Annotated in this window: 4 protein-coding genes; 2 read left to right on the plus strand and 2 right to left on the minus strand. The window is 64.6% G+C overall.

The window, feature by feature from the left end:
* Together ACIQ2A_RS25810 and ACIQ2A_RS25815 are read left to right on the plus strand one after the other, a co-directional pair.
* Window positions 1-262: hypothetical protein (locus ACIQ2A_RS25810; protein ID WP_398484913.1), on the plus strand; the 262-nt coding region annotated here is incomplete at its 5' end.
* Between the two features lie 88 nt (window positions 263-350).
* Window positions 351-2105: an ABC transporter ATP-binding protein/permease gene (locus ACIQ2A_RS25815; RefSeq protein WP_398484915.1), complete on the plus strand. Its 1755-nt coding sequence runs from the start codon at window positions 351-353 to the stop codon at window positions 2103-2105.
* On the opposite strand, the gene ACIQ2A_RS25820 is transcribed toward ACIQ2A_RS25815, so the two are convergent.
* On the minus strand, window positions 2092-2457 hold the full coding sequence (locus ACIQ2A_RS25820; RefSeq protein ID WP_398484917.1) for a response regulator transcription factor: 366 nt from the start codon (window positions 2455-2457) through the stop codon (window positions 2092-2094). The genes ACIQ2A_RS25815 and ACIQ2A_RS25820 overlap by 14 nt on opposite strands.
* Before the next feature lie 93 nt (window positions 2458-2550).
* Window positions 2551-3000: response regulator transcription factor (locus ACIQ2A_RS25825; RefSeq protein WP_398484920.1), on the minus strand; the 450-nt coding region annotated here is incomplete at its 5' end.

Below are 3000 nucleotides of genomic sequence, written 5' to 3' on the forward strand. Positions count from 1 at the left end.
GTCGCGCAGCGATCCCACCTATTATCGCCCGGACAGCTACATCGTGTTCGATGCGATCGTCGGCTATCGGCCGCAGATGGCGCCGGGCCTGACGCTGCGTGCCTCGGTCCTCAATATCGGCGACACCCGCTATTTCCCGTCGCTCACGGGCAATACCACCTACACGAACACGGCGTCGGCAGCTGTCGCCATGGGGAATCCCATCGAACTGCGCACGGCTCCCGGCCGGACGTTCAAGCTGGGTGCCAGCTACGCATTTTGATCGATCACGCGACACGAGGAGCCGGAGCGAGCACGGTTAGCTTGCTCCGGCTTCGTCATTACCGACGCATTTGAAACGGACAAACGTCATGCGCGATATTCTGAAGCAAATCTGGCGTTTCGTCTGGATCGCCTCCACCGGGCCGGGACGTTACGTCAGCCTGTTCCTGCTCGCCGTGATCATCGCATGTCAGCTCGCAGCCATTCAGGTGACGCTGCGGCAGGTGCAGTGGAGCGCGGATTTCTTCAACGCGCTGCAGAAGATCGACGGGCCAGCGGCCATCACCCAGATCGGCGTCTTCGCCATTCTGGTCTGCATCTCGGCCAGCCTCTATCTGATCGCGCGCTACTGCAAGCGCCTGCTGCAATTCCGCTGGCGGCAGCGATTGTCGGAAACGTTGCTGCATCGCTGGACCGTCGGCAAAGCCTACTGGTTTCTGCATCCGAGCCTGCGCTCCGATCACAGCATCGACAATCCCGACCAGCGCATCGCCGAAGATTGCAGCATGTTCCCGGAATTCATCCTCGGCGGCGTAGATGGTGTCGGCCGCACCGGCGTGCTCGATTTCATCATGAGCCTGATCGGGCTCGTCTCCTATGTCATGCTGCTGTGGCAGCTCTCGACCTTCGCATTGCAGGTCTCGCTGTTCGGGGTCGATATCGAGATCCCGCGCTACATGGTCTGGGCCGCGCCGATCTATGTGCTGCTGTCCACTGTGCTCACCCATCTGCTCGGCCGCCAGCTGCCGGGCCTGCTGATGGAAGAGCAGCGGCGCGAGGCGGACTTTCGCTTCGCACTGGTGAATCTGCGCGAGAACGCGTCGGCCATCGCGCTGTCGCATGGTGATGCAGCCGACCGGAAGGTGATCGCGCGCCGGTTCGACGATTTGTTCGGCGTCTGGCGTCGCGTCATCCGCCGCGAATTCATCTATGGCATGTTCACGCGGCCGTATTTCCAGAGCGTGCTGCGCATTCCGACATTCCTGGCGCTCCCCGCATTTCTCGCCGGCAAGATCACGCTGGGCGGCCTGACGCAGCTCGCGGCAGCCTTCGGCAATGTCGTGACCACGCTGTCCTGGCTGATCTTCAACTGTAAATTCATGTCCGACCTGGTCGCGACCACGCGCCGTCTGCAGGGCTTTATGACGGCCACCGACGGTGCGGCGCATCCGGCTGGATCGCTGCAGCGGCAGGTCTCTGCGGGGACTGACCTCGACATCCGCGATCTACATATCCGCGCGCCCGATGGCCGTACCTTGCTGGAGATCCCGGCGCTGTCCGTTGCGCAAGGCGAAACAGTCTGGCTGAGCGGCGCCTCGGGCCTTGGCAAGAGCACGCTGATCAAGGCGCTCGCCGGCCTGTGGCCGCAGACCGATGGCCGCATCACGCTGCCCGCGGGCCATCTCGTCTTCATGCCGCAGCAGGTCTATCTGCCGCTGGGCTCATTGCACGATGCCGCGGTCTATCCCGCCGATCCCGGCAGCGTCCCGGCGGAGACGGTGGAGCGGTTGCTCCGCGCCGTCGGCCTCGGCGCCCGGCTCGATGCAGGCGATGATCATGCGAGCGGCCTGTCGGTCGGCGAGCAGCAGCGCCTCGCCATCGTGCGTCTGATCGTGGCGAAGCCCGACTGGGTGTTCGCCGACGAGGCCACCAGCGCGCTCGATCTGGAGACCGAATGCAATGTGATGGCCCTGCTGCGCAGCGAGCTGCCGCAGGCGACCATCGTGCTGATCGCCCACCGCAGCCCGCGGGGATTCGGCGACATCCGCCGCATCCAGCTCGGCGAGGGCAGCCCGGTGCCGGACGGCGAGCCGGCCTGGGAGCCGCGTTTCAGCGTTGGCTGATGGCGCGGTGAATGCAGGCGGTGAGGTCTGAGGCCTCGAACGGTTTGCCGAGCACGCAGAGCTCGCTGCCAAGGCGCTGGCGCACCTGCTGCTCGGATGCGGCGGTGATGAAGATCACCGGCGTCGTGTCCCGGCCCGCCCGCATCGCCTCATAGAGATCGATGCCGGTCATGCCCGGCATCTCCACATCGGTGACGACGCACGACACGCGCTTTCCGGCGGCGAGGAAGGCCTGCGCGGACTCGAAGCTCGCGACAGTGAATCCCAGCGAGCGCAGCAGGCTTTCGAGGCTGCGGCGGACGGAAGCAGAGTCGTCGATGATCGCGATGGATTGGTCTGATGGCAACGTCATCTTCACCCGGCGGCTGTGACAGCGACCCCAGTGTCGAGCCGTTTCGAGAGTGTATGTGCCAAAATCCGCGGGCTTGCGGAATCATACTGTGGTTTATCGGGCGGTACCGGGGGCCGGTTTGATGCCCATCGCCTCGGCCATTTTGACCAGGGAGGCGAAAGACCGCGCCTCCATCTTCTTCATCATCTTGCCGCGATGGATTTTCACGGTGATCTCGCTGAGCACGAGTTTGGCCGCAATCTGCTTGTTCAGCAGCCCCGCGGTCGCCAATCCCAATATCTCGCTCTCGCGCGGGCTGAGCGTCGCATAGCGCGCCTTGATGTCGGCGATGGTGTCCCGCGCCTCGCGCGCCACCCGGTCGCGCTCGACGGCGCCGGCCACCGCATCCAGCATCTCCTGGTCGCGAAACGGCTTTGGCAGGAAGTCCACCGCGCCCGCCTTCATGGCGCGCACGGTCATCGGCACATCGGCATGGCCGGTCATGAACACGATCGGCACCGCCTTGCCGAGATCGGCGAGCTTCTTCTGGAAATCCAGCCCGCT

Origin of the sequence: Tardiphaga sp., assembly GCF_044336785.1 — a bacterium.
Lineage (GTDB): Bacteria > Pseudomonadota > Alphaproteobacteria > Rhizobiales > Xanthobacteraceae > Tardiphaga.

Excerpts from the sequence above, each read along its gene's own strand:
- ACIQ2A_RS25815 (WP_398484915.1), top strand. The coding sequence starts at position 351 with ATGCGCGATATTCTGAAGCAAATCTGGCGTTTCGTCTGGATCGCCTCC.
- ACIQ2A_RS25820 (WP_398484917.1), bottom strand. The coding sequence starts at position 2,457 with ATGACGTTGCCATCAGACCAATCCATCGCGATCATCGACGACTCTGCT.